This is a genomic window from Pseudarthrobacter kochi, from assembly GCF_055412805.1.
Map to the genome: position 1 here is coordinate 1 of NZ_JBVAYV010000050.1, position 19,530 is coordinate 19,530.

General features: G+C 66.7%; 20 protein-coding genes. 12 read left to right on the forward strand and 8 right to left on the reverse strand.

The genetic code is table 11. The features are described 5' to 3' along the window. Both ACZY0Y_RS17485 and ACZY0Y_RS17490 read right to left on the reverse strand, forming a co-directional pair. Positions 1-709 (reverse strand): S8 family serine peptidase (locus tag ACZY0Y_RS17485; RefSeq protein ID WP_463959441.1); only part of this gene is annotated, 709 nt, incomplete at its 3' end. Next, the gene (locus tag ACZY0Y_RS17490) at positions 706-2,058 is read right to left on the reverse strand and encodes an acyltransferase family protein (RefSeq protein ID WP_463959443.1); all 1,353 of its coding nucleotides are present in this window, start codon (positions 2,056-2,058) and stop codon (positions 706-708) included. The genes ACZY0Y_RS17490 and ACZY0Y_RS17485, both read right to left, overlap by 4 nt. Positions 2,059-2,189: 131 nt before the next feature. Between ACZY0Y_RS17490 and ACZY0Y_RS17495 the strand changes: the two genes are divergently transcribed. Further along, on the forward strand, positions 2,190-2,453 hold the full coding sequence (locus ACZY0Y_RS17495; protein WP_463959445.1) for a type II toxin-antitoxin system Phd/YefM family antitoxin: 264 nt from the start codon (positions 2,190-2,192) through the stop codon (positions 2,451-2,453). An 8-nt stretch (positions 2,454-2,461) separates the two neighbouring features. Then, complete coding sequence (locus ACZY0Y_RS17500) at positions 2,462-2,845, forward strand: type II toxin-antitoxin system VapC family toxin (RefSeq protein ID WP_463959446.1); 384 nt, start codon at positions 2,462-2,464, stop codon at positions 2,843-2,845. 38 nt (positions 2,846-2,883) lie between these two features. Here ACZY0Y_RS17500 and ACZY0Y_RS17505 read toward each other — a convergent pair whose 3' ends face one another. Next, on the reverse strand, positions 2,884-3,408 hold the full coding sequence (locus ACZY0Y_RS17505) for a DUF6226 family protein (RefSeq protein ID WP_463959447.1): 525 nt from the start codon (positions 3,406-3,408) through the stop codon (positions 2,884-2,886). 343 nt (positions 3,409-3,751) lie between these two features. Further along, on the reverse strand, positions 3,752-3,922 hold the full coding sequence (locus tag ACZY0Y_RS17510; protein ID WP_463959449.1) for a hypothetical protein: 171 nt from the start codon (positions 3,920-3,922) through the stop codon (positions 3,752-3,754). 131 nt (positions 3,923-4,053) lie between these two features. Between ACZY0Y_RS17510 and ACZY0Y_RS17515 the strand changes: the two genes are divergently transcribed. From ACZY0Y_RS17515 to ACZY0Y_RS17530, 4 genes are read left to right on the forward strand one after another with little or no spacing between them, the layout of a single operon-like run. Next, a complete protein-coding gene (locus ACZY0Y_RS17515) occupies positions 4,054-5,496 on the forward strand; it encodes a DUF3375 domain-containing protein (RefSeq protein ID WP_463959451.1) in 1,443 nt (480 codons plus the stop codon). Next, the gene (locus ACZY0Y_RS17520) at positions 5,493-6,149 is read left to right on the forward strand and encodes a DUF4194 domain-containing protein (RefSeq protein WP_463959453.1); all 657 of its coding nucleotides are present in this window, start codon (positions 5,493-5,495) and stop codon (positions 6,147-6,149) included. Before ACZY0Y_RS17515 ends, ACZY0Y_RS17520 begins: the two co-directional genes overlap by 4 nt. Beyond that, positions 6,146-9,565 carry an ATP-binding protein gene (locus ACZY0Y_RS17525; protein WP_463959455.1) on the forward strand — a complete coding sequence of 1,140 codons (3,420 nt, stop codon included), beginning with the start codon at positions 6,146-6,148 and terminating at the stop codon, positions 9,563-9,565. The genes ACZY0Y_RS17520 and ACZY0Y_RS17525 overlap by 4 nt, the downstream gene beginning before the upstream one ends. Further along, entirely contained in the window at positions 9,555-10,826 is a 1,272-nt protein-coding gene (locus ACZY0Y_RS17530; RefSeq protein WP_463959457.1) for a Wadjet anti-phage system protein JetD domain-containing protein, read from the forward strand. The genes ACZY0Y_RS17525 and ACZY0Y_RS17530 overlap by 11 nt, the downstream gene beginning before the upstream one ends. Here ACZY0Y_RS17530 and ACZY0Y_RS17535 read toward each other — a convergent pair. Beyond that, a complete protein-coding gene (locus ACZY0Y_RS17535) occupies positions 10,823-11,560 on the reverse strand; it encodes a hypothetical protein (protein ID WP_463959458.1) in 738 nt (245 codons plus the stop codon). The two genes, ACZY0Y_RS17530 and ACZY0Y_RS17535, sit on opposite strands and share 4 nt — an antisense overlap. 245 nt (positions 11,561-11,805) lie before the next feature. On the opposite strand from ACZY0Y_RS17535, the gene ACZY0Y_RS17540 reads away from it, so the two are divergent. Both ACZY0Y_RS17540 and ACZY0Y_RS17545 read left to right on the forward strand, forming a co-directional pair. Further along, on the forward strand, positions 11,806-13,395 hold the full coding sequence (locus tag ACZY0Y_RS17540; RefSeq protein ID WP_463959459.1) for an alkaline phosphatase D family protein: 1,590 nt from the start codon (positions 11,806-11,808) through the stop codon (positions 13,393-13,395). 71 nt (positions 13,396-13,466) lie between these two features. Further along, complete coding sequence (locus tag ACZY0Y_RS17545) at positions 13,467-13,862, forward strand: TfoX/Sxy family protein (protein ID WP_463959461.1); 396 nt, start codon at positions 13,467-13,469, stop codon at positions 13,860-13,862. A 159-nt stretch (positions 13,863-14,021) separates the two neighbouring features. Here the strand turns inward: ACZY0Y_RS17545 and ACZY0Y_RS17550 are convergent, their stop codons facing one another. Together ACZY0Y_RS17550 and ACZY0Y_RS17555 are read right to left on the reverse strand one after the other, a co-directional pair. Further along, positions 14,022-14,909: an SDR family oxidoreductase gene (locus ACZY0Y_RS17550; protein WP_463959463.1), complete on the reverse strand. Its 888-nt coding sequence runs from the start codon at positions 14,907-14,909 to the stop codon at positions 14,022-14,024. Next, on the reverse strand, positions 14,906-15,358 hold the full coding sequence (locus ACZY0Y_RS17555; RefSeq protein WP_463959465.1) for a nuclear transport factor 2 family protein: 453 nt from the start codon (positions 15,356-15,358) through the stop codon (positions 14,906-14,908). The genes ACZY0Y_RS17550 and ACZY0Y_RS17555 overlap by 4 nt, the downstream gene beginning before the upstream one ends. 193 nt (positions 15,359-15,551) lie before the next feature. Between ACZY0Y_RS17555 and ACZY0Y_RS17560 the strand changes: the two genes are divergently transcribed. Next, complete coding sequence (locus ACZY0Y_RS17560) at positions 15,552-16,145, forward strand: TetR family transcriptional regulator (protein WP_463959471.1); 594 nt, start codon at positions 15,552-15,554, stop codon at positions 16,143-16,145. Between the two features lie 108 nt (positions 16,146-16,253). Here ACZY0Y_RS17560 and ACZY0Y_RS17565 read toward each other — a convergent pair whose 3' ends face one another. After that, the gene (locus ACZY0Y_RS17565) at positions 16,254-17,102 is read right to left on the reverse strand and encodes an esterase/lipase family protein (protein ID WP_463959467.1); all 849 of its coding nucleotides are present in this window, start codon (positions 17,100-17,102) and stop codon (positions 16,254-16,256) included. A 509-nt stretch (positions 17,103-17,611) separates the two neighbouring features. Between ACZY0Y_RS17565 and ACZY0Y_RS17570 the strand changes: the two genes are divergently transcribed. The 3 genes from ACZY0Y_RS17570 to ACZY0Y_RS17580 all read left to right on the forward strand — a co-directional run bounded on the left by ACZY0Y_RS17570 (position 17,612) and on the right by ACZY0Y_RS17580 (position 19,423). After that, positions 17,612-18,325, forward strand: coding sequence for a hypothetical protein (locus ACZY0Y_RS17570; RefSeq protein WP_463959469.1), 714 nt, complete (start codon positions 17,612-17,614; stop codon positions 18,323-18,325). Positions 18,326-18,444: 119 nt separating this feature from the next. Further along, positions 18,445-18,810: a TfoX/Sxy family protein gene (locus ACZY0Y_RS17575; RefSeq protein WP_463885547.1), complete on the forward strand. Its 366-nt coding sequence runs from the start codon at positions 18,445-18,447 to the stop codon at positions 18,808-18,810. Positions 18,811-18,970: 160 nt separating this feature from the next. After that, on the forward strand, positions 18,971-19,423 hold the full coding sequence (locus ACZY0Y_RS17580; RefSeq protein WP_463885545.1) for a DUF4383 domain-containing protein: 453 nt from the start codon (positions 18,971-18,973) through the stop codon (positions 19,421-19,423). The last annotated feature ends 107 nt before the right edge of the window (positions 19,424-19,530 follow it).

The following is a 19,530-nucleotide window of genomic DNA, read 5'->3' on the forward strand; positions in this document are numbered from 1 at the left end:
GCGCTCGGTTACCGGCGGCCCAACGAAGTCCACTATGGTTATCAACAGCCAGCACTGGCAGCGTAGAAGAATCAACCAATTCCGCTGTCCGAAATCCCCGCAGCAGCTCAGTGCCGTGCCCATAGTTGTCCTCACCGGTTGTTCCGTTAGTGAAGTTGGCGCGGGCAACAACCTTTGGTGTGATGTCGACGTTGTCACTGGCGACACCTGAATCGAGAACGGCGACTTTGATGCCGATGCCTGTCGTGACGCCCCACGCCTCGACGGCGTCGACATCAGCGTCTGCTGTGCCGCCGGCCACAGAGTAGGTGCCGGCGGTGTTATCAAAGGGTTGGCCATTGTTTTGGAGGGCGTACTGGCGGGGGAAATACTCGTCAGCCGTAGCGGCAGCAACGGGCTCGTCCGGCTCGGCGTACTCAACTGCCGGGTTCCGGCTCAAGCCCTCTAGAACCTGGAGTTCCCTGTCGGCCGGTACCGTGACGAGTTGGGCGCCAGTGCTGCCGATACCGGGACCCGCCGTGAGGCCGTGCTGGCGCAGTACGCCGGCTGCCGAGCCATTGTCGCGGAATTTGACCATGATTTGCCCCGCGAGGGGTGATGACTGGGTCGCCGCGCTGCTCGTGGTCACTGCGTTGCTTGGGGCTGCCACTGCGATTGCACCGCAGCCTATGATTGCCGCCGCGAGGCTAGCTGTGACGATTCTTTTCATGGGGAGTATCGTGCTCCAATCTGCACTGGCCGGACAGGGCCTGTCGGCACATTACGTGCAGGCTTCCCAAGGGGTCGGCCAGACTCCATCTGTTCACGCCAATTCCGGTGCCTGCCGGGCTCTTTACCCGCGGCGCCCCGACCCGCCTCAGCCAGGTCCCGGACGGCCGGGCTGTCCAGCCCGTCCGGGACGGCCGCGGCGTGCGCGGCATCCGGGGTGGCGTCGCGGCGGGTCCGGCGCCCCACGGCGCGCCCCGCGGCCATCGACAGCCGCTGGGCGGGCTGTTCCACAAAGCGGTAGAACAGCTCGGCGATCACGAACGCGACGGCCACGGAGACGGCGAGCGCCAGGGGCAGCGAGACGGATCGCAGCAAGGTGACGCCGGCCAGGATGATCGGAAGGTGCACCAGGTAAAGGCTGAAGGACACGCGTCCCAGCCACTGCGCGACGGCCGTGTCACCGAGCCTCTTGGCCGAGCGGCAGGACACAAACAGCAGGACGATCAGCGTCGCGCCCACCGTAACAACGGCCTCGACGCCGGGGATCGGCTGCGCGGGGCTGATCCATTCCGCGTTGGCCAGGAAGAGTCCCGCGGCGGCCACGAAGAACCAGGCGACGCGCGGCCACTTTCGGGTCAGCTCGCGGATCCGTTCACGCTCGACGCCGAGGACGGCCCCGATAAGGAAAATCGGGAGGTAGGACAGCCAGTCGAGGTGCTGCAGGGCTCCCACCACGGCCAGCAGCAGTGCCACGCCGATTTTCAGGTACCAGAAGCACCGCCAGCGGAGGGCGATGAAGACGTAGGCCGGGAGCAGGAGCGAGAACGCGACTTCCCATTTGAGCGACCACAGCGGGGTGTTGATGGTGCTCGCGTTCAGCATGAGCAGGCCGTCCTTGAGGACCTGGCCCACGCTGGGGTTGATCACGTACATGTCCGCCCAGGGGCTCTGCAACGGCGACGCCGTCCGGGGAATCAGCAGGATCAACGCAACGGCCACCGCCAGCGACGCCCAGGCCGGTAAGTAGAGGCGAAAAAAGCGCTTGGCGTAGTACTGCGCCCAGCTCCTGGCCGCGCCCGGCCGGGTGAACGGCAGGACCAGGACGAAGCCGGAGAGCACAAAAAAGACGTGGACAGCCGGCGTGCCGTTCCAGAGGACGTGCAGTGGGGAGAACACAGCCCAGGTCTCCGCCGTACTGAGCCCCACGGAACGGTTGCCACTCACAGCAGCCCCGATTCCCGGGAGCGTAGAGACGACGTGACAGGCAACAACCACCAGGGCGGCAATCCCCCTGAGGCCATCCAGTTGCGTGACTCTTGTTTGACCAGACTTAGACAGCATCCGCTCCATGTTACCAGTTCGTTATATTTGACGGCGGCCGGAGAGTGTCGAAGACTGAGGCCCCTGCCGGCCAACAGCTCAGTTTTGGCCGGCTCATTCCCACCCGGTTCGTGATTGCTACGATTGCTACGGAGGCCGCCATGACAACCATCCCGCACCGCGAACTGCGCAACCAGAGCAGCAAGATTCTTGAGCGCGTGAAGAACGGCGAAACCATCGATGTCACGAACAATGGCGAGATAGCGGCCACGCTGATCCCGCCGTCTTCGTCCCCCTTCGAGCGGCTGCTGAGGGCAGGGCAGGTCCGGCCGGCAGCCGGCGTCGTGGACTTTCAGGCGTCGCCGCGCGTCAGCCAGTCCTCCGGGACAGCTGAAATCCTGGCCGACCTCCGCGGGGACCGTTGATCATCTACGTGGACACCTCTGCTGTCCTGAAGCTGGTGGTGGAGGAAAAGGAATCACCCCCCGCCGCCACGTACCTCTCAGAGGCGGCGGCCCGCGACGACAAGCTGGTGGCGTCCATGCTGCTCTACACAGAACTGCATTGCGCCGGGCACAGGCGCGGCTTCCCCGCCTCGCTGATCAATTCCGCGCTCGGAGGGATCAACCTGGTGGATCTGGCGCGCTCGGACCTGATGTACGCAGCCGCCCTGCCCGGGGGTTTGCGGAGCGCTGATGCCATTCATCTCGCCGCCGCCATCCGGCTGCAGTCCGACGTCCTGGTGGCCTACGACGCCGACCTGCTGGCTTCCGCGGTGGACGCCGGGCTTAACGTCGTGTCCCCGGGCCCGGGCTGATCGTTCCCTGAAGCGTCACCCCGGCCGTCCTTCCGGCGTCAGCTCAGTCGCAGTGGCCAGGGTTTCCATCCGCCGGCCACCTCCCGCAGTCGGATCTCCGCGTCGTGAAGACGCTCGGCACTGGCCGGGGGCGGTTCGCCTTGTCCGCTTTCCGAGCCGGAGCCGTCGAACGCGGCCAGGGCATATTCGCTCCACCGCTTGCGGCGGAAGTCATGCAGCACACCGGCGTGCACCATCACTCCTGGGTACACGGTCAGCACAATCGTCAGGGCCGCCGCCCCGGAATCCCGCGGGATGATCTTGACGGCCTGCAGCACTCCCGGCCCCTGCATCAGCAGCTCCCCGGCATGGGCCGGATCGGCCTGGACCTCGACGTCGTACACCGCCGTCAGGTGCTCGATCAGCGCACGGGCGACGACGTGGAGCCCGGCGAAGCGCTCGGGGTGGCTGTCCACGCTGTAGGAATCGGGGTCGGGCCCGTCCGCGCCCCAGCGCCGGCCATAGTGAATGGGCTCCCCGTCGCGGGAGTAATAGGTGGTTGCCGGCAGGTCGGGCCCGGACATAGCGGGGCTGTCCTGCTGCAAGGGGTACCGGGACGAGAGACGTTGCCGGGGGCTCCACCGGCTCTTCCTGGGCCCAGTCCGAGAACACGGCAATCAGCCCGCGGACCGCGTCGTCGTCCGCGCTGCGCAGAGCTTCGAGCAGGCGGTTAACCTCGAACGCTTTCTCCCGGTTCCCCACCGTGGGAGGGGCCCCTTCGTAGGCGGTCCATTTGGCGTCCGGCCGCAGCCGGGCGATGGTGTTCCCGGCGAAGACCGCCGCGGCCGCGCTGAGCGTGCTGTCGTCGGCGAGCTGGGAGCCGGCCGTGCGCAGGAACCGGATGAGCCGTTCCGGGTCCGCGGCCAGCTACTCGGGCCGCGCTCCCTGCGCCGCGCAGAATTCAAGGAAGGGCGCGTAGCCCTCCACGTGCCGGACCACCGCGGGGCCGGAACCTTCCCGGTACAGCGCGGTGCCGCGCGGCATCGGTTCCGGCATTCCGGTGGGCTGGCCTTCGAACAAGTCCTCTACTGTCCCCATACCGCGAGCCTCGTCTGCCCCCGGACCCACCCCGCACTAAAATAGCCACGTCGACTTCTCCTCCACAGGATGTCTGTGGTCGCATGTACCTTAGGCCTTAACCCTCAGCACGCACCCGCATCAAGGACACGATGGACTACTACGCAATCAGTTCGCTGCGTGAAAACCACCCAGGATGGTCATTGCTGCGCGCGCAGAACGCCCCGCTGGCCATCTCCTTCTTCATCACGGCCTTCACCGGCCCCAACCAGCGCGACATCGGCCGCCAGGACCTCATCGACCACCTCGACGACGTCCTGTTCGGCCTCCGCGATGACTTCGGCGAGGACAAGTTCCCGCGCCCGGCCGCGGAGTACCTGGACGACTGGGCCGCCCCGGAACGGGCCTGGCTGCGCAAATACTACGTCTCCGGCCAGGACGAGCCCCGCTACGACCTCACCGCCGCCGCGGAGGACGTGGTGCACTGGGTGGAAGGCCTGCGCGGCCGGGACTTCGTCGCCACCCAGTCACGGCTGACCAGCATCTTCGCCGTCCTCAAGGCCCTGGTCCAGCAGTCGGAGACGGACCCGGAAGTGCGGCTGGCCGAACTCCAGCGCCAGCGCGACGGCATCGACGCCGAGATGCAACGGATCAGGGACGGCAACATCAGGGTCATGACCGCCCCGGAAGCCCTGGACCACTTCCAGCAGCTCACCTCCCTGGCCAAGGACCTGCTCTCGGACTTCCGCGAAGTCGAGCAGAACTTCCGGAAACTGGACCGCCAGGTCCGCGAACAGATCGCCACGTGGGACGGGTCCCAGGGCGATCTCCTGGAGACCATCTTCGCCAACCAGCAGGACATCAGCAGCTCCCTCCAGGGCCGCACGTTCCAGGGTTTCTGGGACTACCTCATGTCCCCGCAGCTGCGCACCGAACTCCGGGACCTGCTGCAGCGCGCCACGCAGATCGAAGCGCTGTCCGGCACCGAGAACCTGAATGCCGTCACCAACCTCCACCAGGACTGGCTGCCCGCCGTCGAGCAGACCCAGGCGACGGTCCGCCAGCTCTCCCAGCAGATGCGGCGCCTGCTCGATGACAAGGTCTTCCTGGAAAACAAACGCATCATGCAGCTGATCCGCAGCATCGAATCCGGGGCACTCGGCACCCGGGAGGCGCCGCCGTCGGGCGTCTTCCTGGACATCGCCGCGCCGTCCGTGGACGTGGCGCTCCCGTTCGAACGTCCCCTGTACGAGCCCAGCCGGAAGGTGATGGTGGACGACGACGTCGTGGCCGCCGACGACGCGGACGTGGACGCCGGCGCCCTGTTCAGCCAGTTCCATGTCGACACGCAGCGGCTCAAAGCCAACATCGACGCCGTCCTGGCCGGCGAGGAGCAGGCCACGCTCGCGGAAATCACCGACTCACATCCCCTGCAGCAGGGCCTGGCCGAAATCGTCGCCTACTACCAGCTGGCCACCGAGTCCGCCTGGGCCAGCATCAACCCCGAGGCCACGCAGCAACTGTCCTGGCAGCTGCCGGACGGCAGCATCCGCGAAGCAACCATCGACCAGATCATCTTTGGAAGGCCAGCATGAACCCCGCCGGAACACCGGAAGCCAGGACCGCCGAAGCCAGGACGCCGGAGGAGCTTCCCGGCGTCGTCACCCGTCTCTTCAAGGGCGTGGTCTACGCCGAAGCGGACGAGAAAATCTGGCAGTCGCTGCTCGCCCTGACGTCCCAGGTCCGCGACTACGTGGCCGTGCTGGGCCTGGACCTGATCCTGGACGAGTCCGAAGGCTACGCGTTCCTGAAGTCGCGGGAGGACCCGGACGGAACCCTCCCCCGGCTGATCCCGCGGCGCCAGCTGACCTTCAACGTGAGCCTGTTGCTGGCCCTGCTGCGCGGCCGGATGCTGGAGTTCGACACCAACTCCAGCGAGCTCCGCCTCATCATGACCGAGCAGGAAATCGCGGACATGGTCTCGGTGTTCCTGCCCGAATCCAGCAACGAGGCCCGCATCCTGGACCAGCTCGGCGCCAACATCAAGAAGGTGGTGGAGCTCGGTTTCCTGCGGAAACTGCGCGGGCAGACCGGCACCTACGAGGTCGCCCGCATCCTCAAGGCCTACGTGGACGCGCAGTGGCTGGAGGAGTTCGACGCGCGGCTGGCGGACTACCGCTCGTCGCTCACCGGCGGCGGAACCGGCAGCGCCGCCGGTCCTGAAGGAACGGAAGGGGAAAGCAAATGACCGCTGAACTGAAAACCGACCTGCAGGACAGCCTGTTCAGCCTGGAAGAGCCCGGCCAGGACACCGCGGACGACGCCGGGACTCCCCCGGGCTTCCGGCTGCACCGCCTCGAACTGCTCAACTGGGGCACCTTCCACCAGGGGATCCGAACCTTCCGGCTGGACGGCGCCAACAGCCTGCTCACCGGCGACATCGGCTCGGGCAAGTCCACCGTGGTGGATGCCATCACCACGCTCCTGCTGCCGGCCAACAAGATCGAGTACAACAAGGCCGCGGGGGCGCAGAAGAAGGAACGCACCCTGATGTCCTACGTCCGGGGCTTCCACAAGAGCGCCCGCAGCGCCGGCGGTGAATACTCCAAGCCGGTGGCACTGCGCGGGACGGGCACCCTCACCGTGGTGCTCGGCGTCTTCCACAACGCGGTGCTGGGCAAGTCGGTCACCCTGGCCGTCACGCTCTGGGCCATGCAGGAGGCCGGCCAGCCCAGCCGCTTCTACTCCCTGGCCGAGACGGACCAGTCCATCGCGGCGGACTTCGCGAACTTCGGCCAGGACCCCGCGAAGCTGAAAAAGAAGCTCCGCGCCGCGGGTGTGAGTGTCCATGACTCCTTCGAGCCCTACGCGGCGGCGTTCAAGCGGCAGTTCGGCATCGGCGGGAACCAGGCCATGGAGCTGTTCCACCGCACCGTGTCCATGAAGCAGGTGGAGAACATCACCTCCTTCGTGCGCACCAACATGCTCGAGGAAGACGACGTCGAGGCCCGGATCGGCAACCTCATCCACCACTTCGACGACCTGAAAAAGGCCCACGACGCCGTGCTCCGGGCCAAGGACCAGATCGCACTGCTCACGCCCATCAGGGAGGGCTCCGCCCAGCACGCCCGGCTGAGCCTCGAGGACCAGCAAACCCGGGACCAGCGGGACCAGCTGCACCCCTGGTTCACGGATCGGAAGCTGCAGCTGAGCTTGGAACACCAGGCGGAGCTGGCGGACACCGGCGTCCGGCTGCGCGAGGACGGCGGCAAACTGTCCACGGCGATCACCGCACTGCGGCACGACCTCACCGCCGTCAAGGAGGACATCCGCAGCAACGGCGGCGGCCGGCTGGCCGCCATTGACGCCGAGGTCACCCGTCTTGCCGGGGAATCCCGCACCCAGCGGCAGCGCTTCGAGAACTACACGGAGGCCGCCGCCGGGCTGGGCCTGCCGGCCGCCGAGGACCGGGTGCTGTTCGACGCCAACCGCGCCCGCCTCAGCGCGGTGGAAGCGGAGCTCGGCGAGAACTCCCGCGGTCTGCAGGAAAGCCGCACCACGCTGACCATCGAGCGGACCACGCTCACCGAGCGCGCCGCCGAGATCGGCGCTGAACTGACCAGCCTGCAGTCCCGCCCCAACCTGCTGCCGCGCCCCCAGCTGGAGCTCCGCCGCCGGCTCTCTGACGGCACCGGCATACCGGAAAACGCGCTGCCCTATGCCGGCGAACTGCTGCGGGTCCGCGACGGCGAGGCCGAGTGGGAGGGCGCCGCAGAACGCACCCTGCACGGCTTCGCGCTCTCCCTGCTGGTCCCCGCCGAGCACTACCAGGCCGTGAGCAAGTGGGTGGACACCAACAACCTGAAGGGCCGGCTGGTGTACCTGAAGATCGGCGGGTCGTCCTCACCCCGAACGGCCGCGCCGGGGACGCTGGCGGCCAAGATCGCCATCAAGCACGGCACCCCGTTCCGCGACTTCCTCCTCGATGAGCTCAGCAGCCGGTTCGACTACTTCTGCTGCGAGAACCTGGACGACTTCCGCCGGTACCCCAAGGCGCTGACCCTCAACGGCCAGCTCAAGGGCGGCCGCGGGCGGCATGAGAAGGACGACCGCAGGGACCTGGCTGACCGGCGCAACTATGTCCTCGGTTGGGACAACCAGGACAAGGTCACCCGCTTCCTCGCCGAGCAGGACGAGGTCCGCGGCCAGCTCCAGGGCAACAAAGACCGGCTCGGCAAGGTGGACCACTACCTCGGCGCGCTCGGACGGCAGAACCAGCAGCTCGGAACGGTCCGGTCCGTGACGGATTTCGCCGAGATCAGCTGGCAGCTCACTGCCCGCCGGATCGAGGACCTCAAGACGGAGAAAGCCGATCTCGAGTCCGCCAGCGATGTCCTGCAGCAGCTGGCGGCCCAGGAGCAGGAGATGGCCGGGCGGCTGGGGCGCCTGGAGGACCAGGCGGACAAGCTCCAGCGCCGGATCGGCGCCAATGAGGAGGCGGCCAAGGAGATCGCCGCCGCGATCGAGGAATGCGCTGCCGTCCTCGCTGAGCAGCCCCTGACGGACGACGCCGGGGTGCTGACCGCCGTCGCCAAGCTCGCCGCCGGTGCGCTCGGGGACAAACCGCTGACGTACAAAAACACTGCGGCGGTGGAAAGCACCGTGCGCGCCGGGCTGACGGACATCATCGACGCACTGGTCAAACGGATCGCCCGCACCGCGGAAACCACGGTGCGGCTGATGGCCGATTTCCGGAACAAATACCCGAACGAGACCACCGAGATCGACGCCGCCCTCGAGGCCGCCGGGGACTACAACCGGCTCCTGGAGCAGCTGGCCAGCAACGACCTGCCCCGCTTCGAAGCCCATTTCAAGGACTCACTCAACCAGAACACCATCCACGAGGTGGTGGCGTTCAACGCCTTCCTGGACAGCCGCCGGCAGGACATCGTGAACCGGATCGGCGAAATCAACCTCTCCCTGGCCGGGATTGAGTACAACCCCGGCCGGCACATCCAGCTGGAGCACCAGAACACCACGGACCTGGACGTCCGCCAGTTCGGCATCGACCTGCGGGCCTGTTCGGAGGGCACCATCGGCGACGAGGAGCAGTACTCCGAGCAGAAGTACCTGCAGGTGGCGAGGCTGATCGAGCGTTTCCGCGGCCGGGACGGCTACACCGCGCTGGATGAACGGTGGACGGCCAAGGTAACGGATGTGCGGAACTGGTTCACCTTTTCCGCGTCCGAGAAGTGGACCGAGACCGGCGAGGAATTCGAGCACTTCACCGACTCGGGCGGCAAATCCGGCGGCCAGAAGGAAAAACTCGCGTACACCATCCTCGCCGCAGCGCTGGCCTTCCAGTTCGGGCTGGGCTCGGGAAAACCTGCGGGAAGGAACGCCGGCGCGGGCCGCAGTTTCCGGTTCGTCGTCATCGATGAGGCCTTTGGCCGCGGCTCGGACGAGTCCGCGCGGTACGGCCTGGAGCTGTTCCAGCGGATGAAGCTGCAGCTGCTGATCGTCACTCCCCTGCAGAAGATCCATGTGATCGAACCGTTCGTGGCCCACGTCGGCTTCGTGGCGAACACCAACGGCGACGATTCGCAGCTGCGGAACATGACCATCCAGGAATACCGGGACGAGCGGGACCGGCGTGCCGGCTGAATCCCCGGCCGTGCGGGCCCAGGGCTGGACCACGCTGGCGATGCTGCGCGCCCAGACGCAGAAGGCCTGGGACAGCGGGACGCTGCTCCGTGAGCTGCTGGAACCCACCGGCGTGTATCCGCGCCGCCGCACGCTGAAACGTCCGACGGCGGCCACCCTCCGGAGCGACTACGCTGCGGCCCGGGCCTGGGCGGGAGAGCTGTTTGCAGCCGTTGGTCATTTCACGCTGGAGACCGCGGAGGTGGGCCGAAGCACCATCGGGGCCAACCTGCTGCCGGCGGCTGCGGTGTTCGACACCGCGGAGGATGAGATTGCGTTTGTGGGGAGGGCGAAGGATGCGGCGCGGTTCCGTCGGCTCGCCGAGGAGGTAGCGGCCTTGGATCCTGCCTTCCGCGTCTGGGCCCTGAGGCGGCCAATGCGGCTGCTGGAGCTCGGCGACGACGCGCTGACCGCCGCCCGCGTGGCCCTCTGGCTGCGGCATAACCCGGACCCCGGCGTCTACGTGCGGCAGCTCAGCCTGCCCGGGGTGCACACCAAGTTCGTCGAGCACCATCGGAAAGTCATCGATGAGCTCGCGGCGGAGCTACGCACCGACCCGCCGTTGACCTCTGACGTCGCCGAGGATGATGTCCTTCCGGAGGCGGCCACAGAGCCGGGGTCGCTGTTGGGACAAACAACCGCCCGGACTCCGGCGGCCCGCTTCGCCGCGCGCCACGGTTTCCTGCACCCGCCCGAGCTCGTCCGGTTCCGGGCGCTGGATGCCGGAATGCCGCTGCTGGGCGGGGCACGGGACCTGACCGTCACAGCGGAGGCATTCAGCACCCTGAATTTGCCCGTCCAAAGCGTGATCGTCACCGAGAACCTGGTGAATTTCCTGGCTCTGCCCGCTCTCCCCGGCACCCTGGCCATCTACGGCGGCGGATACGGGTTCTCGTCGCTCCGGGACGCAGGCTGGCTCCGCGACTGCGGGGTCCGGTACTGGGGTGACCTGGACACCCACGGCTTCCGGATCCTGGACCAGCTCCGGGCCGTTCACCCGCACGTTGTCAGCGTGCTGATGGACGAGAAAACGCTGATGGCACACCGCGATGCGTGGGGCACCGAGCCAGCACCGTCCCGGGCTGCGCTCACCAGGCTGACGGCCGAGGAGTCTGCGCTCTACGACGCGCTGGGCAGTGACCAGTTCGGACAGTCGGTCCGGTTGGAACAGGAACTGATTCGCTGGGACTGGGCGGTCGAACGGCTGCTCACGGCCGTCTAGGGCAGAGCAACGTTCACGAGTTCTGACCGGCTCCCCGTCTGCAGGTCCTCGGTAAGGACCAGCGCGCCGACCTCGGGGCAGTGATATTTGTACTCCCGTGCATCCTTTTCAAGCGGCGTCCAGTCGTAGACCTTGACGCAGTCGGTGTAGGTGCCGGATTTGGTGGTGACGGTCTCGCCGGTTGCGACCGTATCCCTGATGTCTTCCGCATGACCGGGGTAGAACTCCTGCCTGTAGGAATCGCCGACGCGCTGCTCGGCCTTCATCCAGATGCCGGCTTTAGCCCCGTCCCGGCCATGCAAAAAGCTGCCGGAATGGTTCAGGAGCATCCCGTTCCAGTAGTTGTCCACGTCCTCGCCGAAGTACCACACGTCGCCGTTTTTGTGTTGCGCCAGGTAATCCCGGGTTTCCTCTACGAGCTGCCCGTTCTTGAATTCCCTATCCAGGTAAACGACCGTCTCCACGCCCTCTATGGTCATGGTCTCCGGCAGGATTTCGATTTCAACCCTCTCGGTGACCTTTCCTTGCTCGGTGGTCTCGTACATCAATTTCTTGCCGACCGGGAGGGCGAAGTATTTGTTGGTGATGTTGGTGCTGAAATCGGCGGGGTTGATCTGCGGGCTGTACTCCGCGGCCCTGCTCCGAGTGGTGTTGTTGAAGGCGAACAGTGCCACCCCGCCAACAACGAGCAACAGGACGCCGAGAACAAAGAAGAGTTTGGTACGTGGATTCATGACCTTTCCCAGTCCTTCCGGGTAGAAATTCCTGCAGGGGGTCAGAGCACCGTTGCTTGCCCGTGGCCTTAGGAAGAAGGTAGTGCAGTCGGCACTGAACGAGAACACCCTTAGCGAACTGGCGTCTGATTGAGCCTGATGAACCGAGCCCGCAGAAACTCAGTCAACAGATCTTGTCACGTAGTTAACGGCACGTTCACACTGTCCATAGAACCTGTCCAACAGGCCTCCGTACGGTCCAAGGTATGGACAACATTTCACGCAGATCCCTCCTTTCCGCCGGCCTCGGGGCCGGGCTCGTCGCCGCCTGGCCGGGTGCCGCCGTCGCCGTTTCCACCGCGGACGACGCCGGCCTCCGCACCGATCCGTTCCTGCTGGGCATCGCCTCCGGCGAGCCGTGGCCGGACGGCTTCGTCATCTGGACCCGTCTGGCGCTGGACCCGGTGGCCGGGGACGGCCTGGGCGGGATGCCCTCGCGCAACGTCGCGGTGGCGTGGGAGGTGGCGGAGGACGCCGGCATGCGGACGGTAGTAGCCCGCGGCGTCGAGCACGCCCGGATCGAAACCGCGCACTCCGTGCACGTGGAGCTGAAAGGCCTCCGGCCGGGGCGCGAATACTTCTACCGGTTCCGCACCGGCCGGCACATCAGCCCGGTGGGCCGCACCCTCACCAGCCCGGCGCTGCACGAGACGCCGGCGGCGCTGGCCATGGCGTTCGCCAGCTGCGCGCAGTTCGAGCACGGCTACTTCACCGCCTACGCTCGGCTCGCGCAGGACCACCCGGACCTGGTGCTGCACCTGGGCGACTACCTGTACGAGTACAAGAAGGACAGCTACGTGATTGCCGGCGGCAACCCGCGCGACCACGAAGGCCCCGAGACCACCAGCCTGGCCGGCTACCGGCAGCGGCACGCGCAGTACAAGGCTGACGCCGATCTGCAGGCCGCCCACGCGGTGGCGCCGTGGCTGGTGGTGTGGGATGACCACGAGGTGGACAACAACTGGGCGGACGAGGTCCCGGAAAACACCGACGCCGGACAGCTGAACGACACCACAGAGCATTTCCGGCAGCGCCGTGCGGCGGCGTTCCAGGCGTACTACGAGAACATGCCGCTGCGGGCCTCGTCCGTGCCGGCCGGGGTCGACATGAAGATCTACCGCACCATCCAGTGGGGCCAGCTGGCCAACTTCCACATGATGGACACCCGGCAGTACCGGGACGACCAGCTCGCCGGTGACGGCTGGAAGAAGAACGTCGCCGGACGCCTCGCCGAGGACCGCACCATCACCGGCGCGGAGCAGGAGAAGTGGCTGCTGGACGGCTTCAAGAACTCCACCCAACGCTGGGACGTCCTGGGCCAGCAGGTGTACTTCGCCGAGCGGGACAGGAACAAGGCACCCGAGATCGACGACGTCTCCATGGACGGGTGGGACGGCTACGCCGCGTCCCGCCGCCGCATCACCCAGGGCTGGGTGGACGCCAACGTGCGCAACGCCGTGGTCCTCACCGGCGACGTGCACCGCAACTGGGCCAACGACGTCAAGGTCGACTACAAGGACCCGTCCTCGCCCGTGGTAGGCACGGAACTGGTGTGCACGTCCATCTCGTCCACCGGCAACGGCACAGGATCCACCACGGATCCGGTAATGGCCTGGAACCCGCACCTGAAGTTCTACAACGACAACCGCGGCTACGTGAACACCCGCATCACGAAGGACGCGATGACCGCGGACTTCCGGACGCTGGACTACGTCACGACGCCGGGGGCTCCCGTTTCCACGAAGGCGTCCTTTGCGATCCAGGACGGGGTTCCGGGGCTGGTGGCACGGGGGTAGCAGCCGTTGCCGCCCCGGGCATATCCTGCAGGAGCACCCGTCCGTTGACCAGCAGTTCCCGGAGGCACGTCATGGAAATGCCGAAAGCGTCCGACGCCGACAAGGAGCGCTTCCGCGCGGTGATGCCGGACCGTCCCGACGTGGTCATCAAGCCGATGTTCGGAAACCTGGGGGCGTTCGTGAACGGCAACATGTTCGCCGGCCTGTTCGGCCCCACCCTCGGCGTGAAGCTCGGCGGCGCGGACAAAGAGCTGTTCGAAAGCACCGAACGGACCGTGCCGTTCGGGCCCGCCGAGCGCCCGATGGGCGGCTACACCGGGCTGCCGGAGGAGTGGAAAGCCGACGGCGACGGCGAGGAGGACGATCAGGCGCGGGCGCGGTCCTGGGTGGAGAAGGCGTTCGAGCATGTAGCCGGGCTGCCGCCGAAAGCCGCCAAGGCCCCGAACTCTAGGGCCGCGAAGAAGTAGCCATGCCTGGGCGGGCTGGGCGACCCGGACGATTACGGCGAGGTGGCGGAGCGGCTGTTCGGCGGGTTTCCGGACTTCCGGCTTGAGGTTTTCCTGGAGCGCCACCACTGAGAGGCTCTAGGGTCCTCTTCCGGGGCGACTAACGGGACGGGGCGCGCCTCATCGTTGACCTCCTGCCTCCGCACTCTCGAGGACTTGCTGCAGGCCTGTGACGGGAATGTCGGGGAACTCCGCCCGTGAGGGTGCCGGCTGGAAGGCGGCAGCTCCCGATTCCTCCCAGATCCCGGCCCCTGCGACCCGGGCAAGGAATGGTGAGAACGGCCTCGCTGCGATGGACAGGAAGCGTTCGGCGGCGGGCGGGATCCGCTTGACCTTCCCGTGGCCAGCTCGGCTAAGGACAACCTGGGCCAGTTCGTTGCCCGTAAGCGTCTGCGTACCCCACTCGAAAACCCGGTTCCGTAGCGCGGGGTCCGAGAGCGCACGGAGGACGAAGGAGGCGGCGTCCTGCACCGACGTGTAGGTGACCGGGGCAGAGCCGGAGCCGAATACGAGCACCTTGCCCTTGGACTCGAGTGGGGCGGTCATGGTCTCGAGGCGCTGTTCCAGGAGCGCCCCGATCCGGATGACCGTCCAGGCCATGCCGGACGTGCGGACGGACTCCTCGGCTGCGGCCTTGCAGCGCAGGTACTCGATAGGTCCGTCGGGGGCGGCGCCGTGCATGGACATCATGACCACGTGCTCGACTCCCGCGGCCGCCGCCGCGCGGACGAGCCGCATGGCACCATCGCGGTCAACGGCGCGAGGGTCAGAGCCCTTGACGCCGAATCCCGAGGCCGCGAACACGGCCGCCGTGCAGCCGGCCACCGCCTCCATGCAGTCCGTTTCGGAGGCGAGGTCCCCATGCAGGAACTCGACGCCGCCGCCGCCCGTCTCGGGGAAGGAGTTGGAAACGCCGCGTGCCATGACGCGGACCCGGTGGCCGGCGGCCACGAGCATGGGGACCAGGGCGCGGCCGAGACGGCCGGTGCCGCCCACCACCAGGATCATGATCCGTCACCGCCCCCGGCTGGCCCGCGGACAGCCACGCGGACCGCGGCGTTCACGTCACCGGACTCGTGTTCGACCGGTTCGAGGTAAAAGTGCGCCGCAGCGATCCTGTCGTCGCGGACGGTGAAGATGGCCACCCCCGCAGACGCCGTCACCGATCCGTCCGGCCGGGTACCCCGGTTGCTCCATTCCATCCAGACCTTGTTGCCGGCGCCCGTCGCCGCGTCGTGCACGGTGAGCCTCAGGTCCGGCAGCCCGGCGAAGAGCGCGGCCCAGTTCTGCCGCACCTGGGCGGAGCCCGTGAAGCTGCGGGCCGGGTGGACGGGGGTGGTGTTCTCGTAGTCCTCGGCGAACTGGGACACCATCTCCTCGAGGTCGTGGCGGTTCGCGGCAGCCACCATGCGCCGCACGGGCCCCTTGGGAAGGCGGTCCGCTTCAGAGGTGTCCATGATCTGCTCCTTAATACATCCGTCGCGGGAGGCGGAGAGGCTGGTACGCTAATTTTGATACAGTCAAATGTAATTAACTGATACAAGGAGTTTATGCCCCGTGGGACCCGAGGTCAACGAACCGCATCGTCGGGCTCCCCGTACTCGCGCCTACGATGCCCAACGCCGCCGGGACGCGGCCGAGGTATCACGGATGAGGGTGCTCGCGCAGTCTCGCGAGCTGTTCCTGGCTGGGGGCTATGGCCGGACTACAATTGCCGCGATTGCCCGGGCTGCCGGCGTCTCGAAGGAGTCCGTGTACAAGGGCTTCGGCGGAAAGCCGGGGCTGGTGCGGGCCATCTATGAGCAGAGCCTGCTCGGCGCCGGGGGCTCCCCCGCTGAGGAGCGGTCGGACCGTGCGCAGACCACGGTCACCGACGCTCGTGAACTCATGGAGCAGTTCGGCCGGTTTGCTGCCGAGGTCAGTCCGCTGGGAGCACCCGTCTTCCTTCTCATCCGGGACGCCGCCGCGAGCGGGGATCCGGACATGGCCGCGCTGCTTCGCGATGTCGAGGACGCGCGGTACAGCCGGATGCTGCACAACGCGAGGCAGATCCTCGCCAGAGGATTCATGCGGAAGGCCCTGACCGAGGCGGAGGCAGCCGACGTCATGTTCGCGTGCACCGCTACCGAGCTGTATGAGGGCCTTGTGCTCCGGCGCGGCTGGAGCGCCGAGCACTACGGGAACTTGATCGCCAAAACGCTCGCGGCCAACCTCCTGCCCCACCCCTCCGCAAGCGGGAGCTGACGGACCCCCTTGGGCCAACGCCCGTCAACGCCCGACGGCGGGACTCACCATCTGGCGGGTCCCGCCGTCGTAGTCTGCCGGCCGTTGTCCGGGCCGCGCTGAAGTCGGCTAAATGCAGCTGGGCTGGTAGGCCGGATCGGCGGGGCCGGAGGCCTTTCCGAGTGCGTGGGCCACGATCTGGTGCACCACGGGGTCGTTCGGCGTCTGGTCGTGTTCGATGGGATCGGCCGGGCACTTGTCCTGGATGGTGAGGTTGGTGACCTGCCGGGCCGGGCCGTTAAGGAACTGGCTGTTGTAGGGAATGACCACCTCGTCGTTGACCGTGGAGATGACGGTGTAGGACGGTCCGGCAACGGTGTCGCCGATGGAGTTCAGCTTCTGCATGAACGCCGATCCTGCCTGCTGGTCGGCGCAGGCAGCACAGCCCGCTGCGGTGAAGCCCGGAGGCGGGACGAATCCCGGCGGCGGGACGATCAGACCTTTCGTGCCGTGGTTGGATGGTGCGATGCCCACCAGCTGATGGACATACTTGGCTCCGCCCAGGAAGCCCATGTAGTAGCGGGGCATCATGCCGCCCTGGCTGTGGCCCACCAGATCCACTTTCTTGGCGCCGGTCGAAGCGCGTACCGCGTCCACGAACGGGGCAAGTTCCTTCGCCGAGTCGGCCACCGGCGCGGTGGCGTACACGCCGTTCGTCTCGCCGTAGTTGAGGGCGAACACGCAGTACTCCTTGCTCTTCAGATAGGGCGAGAGGGTGGACCAGTTCTTGGCCATGCTTTCGAAGGTCCCAGGCACCAGGATGACGGGATAGGGGTGCTCGGCGGAGGGCTTGCAGGACCAGTCGTTGGCTCCGGGCGGGGCGACGTCAAGGGTGCCTGCCTGGGCGGGAGCCACGGTGAGGGAGCCTGCGAGGACCGCGGCGGCGGCGATGGACAGGGTTCTGGTGAGCAGTGACATAGAAACCTCTTTGTTCGTGTGTCAGCGGGTGGGACCAGCCGCGGCTGCTGGTTCGTCGTGCCAAGCGAGTCGTTGCCGCGGTCCTAAAATGCTAGGCAGCCTGGAAGCCCACTAGGAGTGGACTGCACGAATGTGCACTTAAAAGGCGCTGCTCAGCGGCGCCTCTTCCGTTCGGGCGAAACACGCTCTTTCACGCATAGCTACTGGTCAGTAGCTAGTTCCTCCCGGAGCCTGGCCAGTGGACAGCCGGAGCGTCTGCATAAACGTTCACAACCGGCGCAGCGGGGGCCGGCCATGGAAGAGTACGCGGCTGCGGGCAGGTGACCTCGAACCATCGGACAGCACCGCTTGCGTTCACCCGCCCATTTAACCTGCGGGGCAGCCGTCGCTGCTGCCGTTGCCGAAACCTTCGGAAAACCTGCAACCCCGAACCTATCCGCCGCGGCGTGTGATACGAATCACTTGAGCCAGCGGGATCTTCTTACTGGCCATTAATAGGGGAGTACATTGTGAAGCGAAATTCTGTCATGGCCCTTGGGGGCTCAGCTGTTGTCTTACTTGCCGCCACAACCTTGGCGGCACTGCCGGCCCAGGCCCACACCGAGAAAAACGACACCAAGGGCAGTGACAAGAACGTCACTCTCACCGCCACCCTCACCCAACTCAATGGTTCCGGCGCCTCCGGCACCGCCAAGGCCGTCGTCGGCAACAAAATGATCAAGCAGATCGAAGTGCACGCCAACGGCCTGACCCCCGACGCGCCCCACGCCCAGCACATCCACTACGGCCAGCAGGCCCTGAACGAATGCCCCACCTTGGCCCAGGACAGCAACGGCGACGGACGGCTGACCACGGTGGAAGGCATCCCCGCTTACGGCCCGGTGGTCGTGTCCCTGAACACCACCGGCGACACCACCCCGGCAAGCTTTCTTGCCGTGGACCGCTTCCCCGTTGCCAAGGACGGCAGCTATGACTACAAACGCAAAAACATCAAATTCACCGACGTCGCCGGCACCGGCTACCCCGGCAACGGCGGCACCGGAACGGCGAAAGACATTGCCGAATCCATCCGGGACGGAGAAGGCGTCCTGGTGATCCACGGCCTCGACTACAACGGCAACGGCATCTACGATCTCGGCACCGTCGGTGCCAGCGAGCTCAACCCGAACCTCCCCGCCGAAGCCACCGATCCCGCGGCCTGCGGCGTCCTGGAACGCCACTAGGTCGTCCTCGGACTGCGTGGAATCTTTGCAAGAGTCCACTGCCTAAGTACGACGGCGGGAACGGTTACCGGAAGGTGACCGGTCCCGCCGTCGTACGCTCCAGCAACCCGGGAGCCGACATGCAGATGCCCAAACCGTCCGACGCCGACAAGGAGCGTTTCCGGTCCGTCCTGCCCCGCAACTCAGACATCGGGGTCAAGCCGGTGTTCGGCAATCTGGGCGCGTTCGTCGGCGGCAACATGTTCGCCGGCCTGTTGGGCCCCACCGTCGGCGTCCGGCTGTCGGAGGCGGACCGCACGGGCATCGAGGCTCAAGAAACGACGGTGCCCTGCGGGCCCGCGGAACGGCCGATGCGGGATTACGTCGGTTTACCGGAAGCGTGGCAGAACGACGACGCCAGCACCGCTCGCTGGGTGGCCAAAGCGTACTCCTTTGTCGCTGGCTTGCCGCCGAAGACCCCAAAGCCGCCGCGGGTTCGGCAGTAGCCTGTGTCCTGACACGCGGCCCAACCCGCCCCGCGCCCAATAGCCTTTGTCCTTACAGCCATCCGGCATGCCAGGCGGCCCCGAACTGCATGCGTAACTCGTTGGATCAGCAAGTACCGCGACCCGCTGATCAACCACCTATCGCGTTCAGGAGATCATCATGGCTACTCATACCAGCACCGCCGCAGCAACCCGCACCAACGTCCAGAAGGCAAGCCTCGCCGTCGGCGCCGTCTTCCTGCTGGTAGGCGTCCTGGGCTTCGTTCCGGGCATCACCAGCAACTACGACCAGCTGGGCTTCGCCGGCCACAACTCCGAGGCCATGCTGCTTGGCCTCTTCCAGGTCTCGGCCCTGCACAACATCGTCCACCTGCTCTTCGGCGCGGCGGGCCTCCTGCTGGCCCGGACGGCGACGGGCGCCCGCTCCTTCCTCCTGTACGGCGGTGTGATCTACCTGGTCCTGTTTGTCTTCGGCCTGGTGGTCCCTGGAGATTCGGCCGCGAACTTCGTGCCGCTGAACGGCTTCGACAACGTCCTGCACCTGCTGCTCGGCGTCGGCATGGTGGCTTTGGCCCTGGCCCTGACCAAGGGCCACGCCAAGGCACGCGCCTAAGCCTCGATCCACCGGTTGTGTTTGATGGGGCGGGGTCGTTCTGATCTAGGTCTGGGTTCGGTCGGTGGGCATGACGGGGTTCCCGGCCTTGCTGCCGGTGGTGTTCC

Bases quoted from the DNA above. Each gene is read 5' to 3' on its own strand.
- ACZY0Y_RS17490 (WP_463959443.1), bottom strand. From the start codon at position 2,058: ATGGAGCGGATGCTGTCTAAGTCTGGTCAAACAAGAGTCACGCAACTG.
- ACZY0Y_RS17495 (WP_463959445.1), top strand. From the start codon at position 2,190: ATGACAACCATCCCGCACCGCGAACTGCGCAACCAGAGCAGCAAGATT.
- ACZY0Y_RS17505 (WP_463959447.1), bottom strand. From the start codon at position 3,408: ATGTCCGGGCCCGACCTGCCGGCAACCACCTATTACTCCCGCGACGGG.
- ACZY0Y_RS17510 (WP_463959449.1), bottom strand. From the start codon at position 3,922: ATGGGGACAGTAGAGGACTTGTTCGAAGGCCAGCCCACCGGAATGCCG.
- ACZY0Y_RS17515 (WP_463959451.1), top strand. From the start codon at position 4,054: ATGGACTACTACGCAATCAGTTCGCTGCGTGAAAACCACCCAGGATGG.
- ACZY0Y_RS17520 (WP_463959453.1), top strand. From the start codon at position 5,493: ATGAACCCCGCCGGAACACCGGAAGCCAGGACCGCCGAAGCCAGGACG.
- ACZY0Y_RS17525 (WP_463959455.1), top strand. From the start codon at position 6,146: ATGACCGCTGAACTGAAAACCGACCTGCAGGACAGCCTGTTCAGCCTG.
- ACZY0Y_RS17535 (WP_463959458.1), bottom strand. From the start codon at position 11,560: ATGAATCCACGTACCAAACTCTTCTTTGTTCTCGGCGTCCTGTTGCTC.
- ACZY0Y_RS17540 (WP_463959459.1), top strand. From the start codon at position 11,806: ATGGACAACATTTCACGCAGATCCCTCCTTTCCGCCGGCCTCGGGGCC.
- ACZY0Y_RS17545 (WP_463959461.1), top strand. From the start codon at position 13,467: ATGGAAATGCCGAAAGCGTCCGACGCCGACAAGGAGCGCTTCCGCGCG.
- ACZY0Y_RS17550 (WP_463959463.1), bottom strand. From the start codon at position 14,909: ATGATCCTGGTGGTGGGCGGCACCGGCCGTCTCGGCCGCGCCCTGGTC.
- ACZY0Y_RS17555 (WP_463959465.1), bottom strand. From the start codon at position 15,358: ATGGACACCTCTGAAGCGGACCGCCTTCCCAAGGGGCCCGTGCGGCGC.
- ACZY0Y_RS17560 (WP_463959471.1), top strand. From the start codon at position 15,552: ATGAGGGTGCTCGCGCAGTCTCGCGAGCTGTTCCTGGCTGGGGGCTAT.
- ACZY0Y_RS17565 (WP_463959467.1), bottom strand. From the start codon at position 17,102: ATGTCACTGCTCACCAGAACCCTGTCCATCGCCGCCGCCGCGGTCCTC.
- ACZY0Y_RS17575 (WP_463885547.1), top strand. From the start codon at position 18,445: ATGCAGATGCCCAAACCGTCCGACGCCGACAAGGAGCGTTTCCGGTCC.
- ACZY0Y_RS17580 (WP_463885545.1), top strand. From the start codon at position 18,971: ATGGCTACTCATACCAGCACCGCCGCAGCAACCCGCACCAACGTCCAG.